The 2,254-nt window shown below is 71.4% G+C and carries 2 protein-coding genes and 1 pseudogene; 2 read left to right on the forward strand and 1 reads right to left on the reverse strand.

Translation table 11 applies throughout. The annotated features are described in order from the left end of the window. Positions 1-110 precede the first annotated feature (110 nt). Both ITP53_RS54915 and ITP53_RS54920 read left to right on the forward strand, forming a co-directional pair. Positions 111-863 carry a hypothetical protein gene (locus ITP53_RS54915; RefSeq protein ID WP_195903409.1) on the forward strand — a complete coding sequence of 251 codons (753 nt, stop codon included), beginning with the start codon at positions 111-113 and terminating at the stop codon, positions 861-863. 40 nt (positions 864-903) lie between these two features. Then, on the forward strand, positions 904-1,491 hold the full coding sequence (locus ITP53_RS54920; protein WP_195903410.1) for a hypothetical protein: 588 nt from the start codon (positions 904-906) through the stop codon (positions 1,489-1,491). A 78-nt stretch (positions 1,492-1,569) separates the two neighbouring features. On the opposite strand, the pseudogene ITP53_RS54925 reads toward ITP53_RS54920, so the two are convergent. Beyond that, positions 1,570-2,254: pseudogene (locus tag ITP53_RS54925) on the reverse strand (bis-aminopropyl spermidine synthase family protein); the annotation flags it as partial.

Raw genomic sequence — 2,254 nt, forward strand, 5'->3', positions numbered from 1 at the left:
GCCGTGGTGCGGGTCAAGGCGGTGAGCGAGGACGCGTCGTACGCGATGAAGGGGCGGGAGTCGCTGGACGTGCCCGGCGGCGTACCCCACGCTCTGACTGGCAGTTCCCCGTGCTCACCGACTGGGGCTTCCGGCCGGAGCAGCAGCGGTTGATGGTCATCATCGCCACGGTGGTCGGCGTGCTGGCGGCCGGAGTCGGCCTCGTCACGGTGGCCGGCTCGATCGGCGAGTACGCGCCAGAACGCCAGGCCAGCGCCGCCGTACTGGGACCCGACACGACGCTGCCGGAGGTGTTCCGCGGCTGGAAATCGCCCAAGCTGTTCGACCCGCTCACCGACCGGGCCAAGGACGGCAAGCCGCTCACCGAGAAGGAGGTGTTCGGCCAGAGCGAGCTGGCGGTCTCCAAGAAGCTCAAGCTCAAGCTCGTCGACAAGCGACTGGACGCCGACTGCTCAGCCGCGCTGTGGGGTGAGAGCCTCCTCGAACAGGTGTCGGACGCCGAGTGCACCCAGGCCGCCCGAGGCCTCTACGCCAGCTCCGACGGCCGCTACATCGGCCAGTACACGCTACTCAACCTGAAAGACGGCCAGTCGGCCGCCGACCTGGTGGAGACGTTGAAGACCCTTTACCGAGGCGGGTGGACCCGCCCCCTGGGCTCGACCAAGGCCGCCTTCCCCCCGGGCGGGCACTCCGAGGCGGGTGGTTACGCCCTCGGCCACTACGTCGGGCTGGTCTGGCTCGGCAGGGCCGACGGCGCGGAGCCCACCCCGAAGGACGACTTCGTCTCGCTCATGCTGGCACTGCGGGGAGCGGAGAAGGCCGTCTACCGCCGGGTGGTCACGATCACCGGACCGGCCTCGTGATGTTCCGCGATGCCGGCGCCGGCAGGGGAGCGGCCGGCTGATGTCCCGACGTCTCGTCATCTCTGTCGTGGTCGCCAACGTGGTGATCATCGCCGTGGTCGGCTGGTTGTGGTTGCGTCCTGAGCAGCCGCGGCCGGCCGCCTTCCACGGCGAACCGACCTCCGCCTTCTACTCCGCCATCGACACCCGCGGGCGCGATGCCGCCCCGCTGACCCTGCGGGAGGTCTTCCCCGCGGCCGCCCAGAGCGTCGGCACCATGCGACTGGACGCCACACAGGAGTTCACCGACTGCGACGAGGTTCTCTGGGGCGCCTCCGCCATGGGGTGCACGCAGGCACTGCAGGCCACGTTCAGAGGGAGCACGATGGCGGGTCAGTTCGTCATCTTCAACCTGAGCGACGGGCGTGCGGCCGACGCGCTGGTGTCGGCGCTGGGCAAGGACGGGTTCGTACGGCAGAGCATCCTGTTCGACGCCGCCGGCAGTCGCGCCCAGGCCAGGGCGATGGGCCACTACGTCACGGTCAGCTGGGCCGGTGGCTCGGCGCCGGCCCAGGAACTGGTCGCCACCCTCGTCGCCCTGGACGGCCTCGGACGTGTCGTCCAGAGCCGCATCATCGCCGCCACCTGAGCGCAGGCGCACCGGGTGCTCGCCGGCCCGGGACACTGTCTTCCGGCGGTTTGCGGCGCCCAAGGCCGGATTTGTCGCTCAGAGGGTGGTGGTGAGGGCCTTGACGGTTGTGGAGACCGCTTCGGGGAGGCTGGAGAGGCGGTGGAGCGGGGCGTCCAGCGGGGTGAGGTCCTCTGACCATGGGGCGGCCTGGCGGATGAGGAGGCGGGCCTCGTTCTTGGTGAGGGTGGAGCCCTGGGCGCGGGCCACCGCTATGAGGGCCTCGCGCCACGTGTTGGCCAGCTTGGCGTGGCCGTTGTCCAGGATCCTGCGGAGCACCGAGGCGGCCTCGCCCTCCGGCTGCGGGAGGCGTACGGCGTCGAGCGTGCTGCCGTCGCTGCTCAGCTTGTAGACGGCGAACAGCACGTCGGGCAGGGGCGGGAGGTCGGTGCCGAAGACGCGTACGTGCGCCGCCCGGGTGGCCAGCAGCACGCGGGGGAGCGCGGCCTCCAGGCCGGGCGGCAGGGCGACGGCCACGCGGTCGGCGGTGGCGGCGTACGGCTTGGCGAGCCATGTCGAGAGCCTGACCCGCGGCTGGCGCAGCTCCTTGGCCCAGTCGCCCACCAGCAGGTCGGCGACGAAGCCCATGGACGGCTCGGAGACGGACCCAGTCTGCTCTGGAGTGGATTCAGTGAGGCCGGCCCAGGGGGTCGTCCCTGTGGTGGTCACGCCGGGGGAGGGCGGCGTCGAGCCGGAATCGGCAGGTGGGCGGGCCGGCTCAGCC

This window comes from Nonomuraea cypriaca (genome assembly GCF_015645445.1).
In the GTDB taxonomy this organism is placed as follows: Bacteria; Actinomycetota; Actinomycetes; order Streptosporangiales; family Streptosporangiaceae; genus Nonomuraea; species Nonomuraea cypriaca.

What these genes read in the sequence shown, in the direction of transcription:
- ITP53_RS54920 (WP_195903410.1), top strand. Translation starts at nt 904, where the DNA reads ATGTCCCGACGTCTCGTCATCTCTGTCGTGGTCGCCAACGTGGTGATC.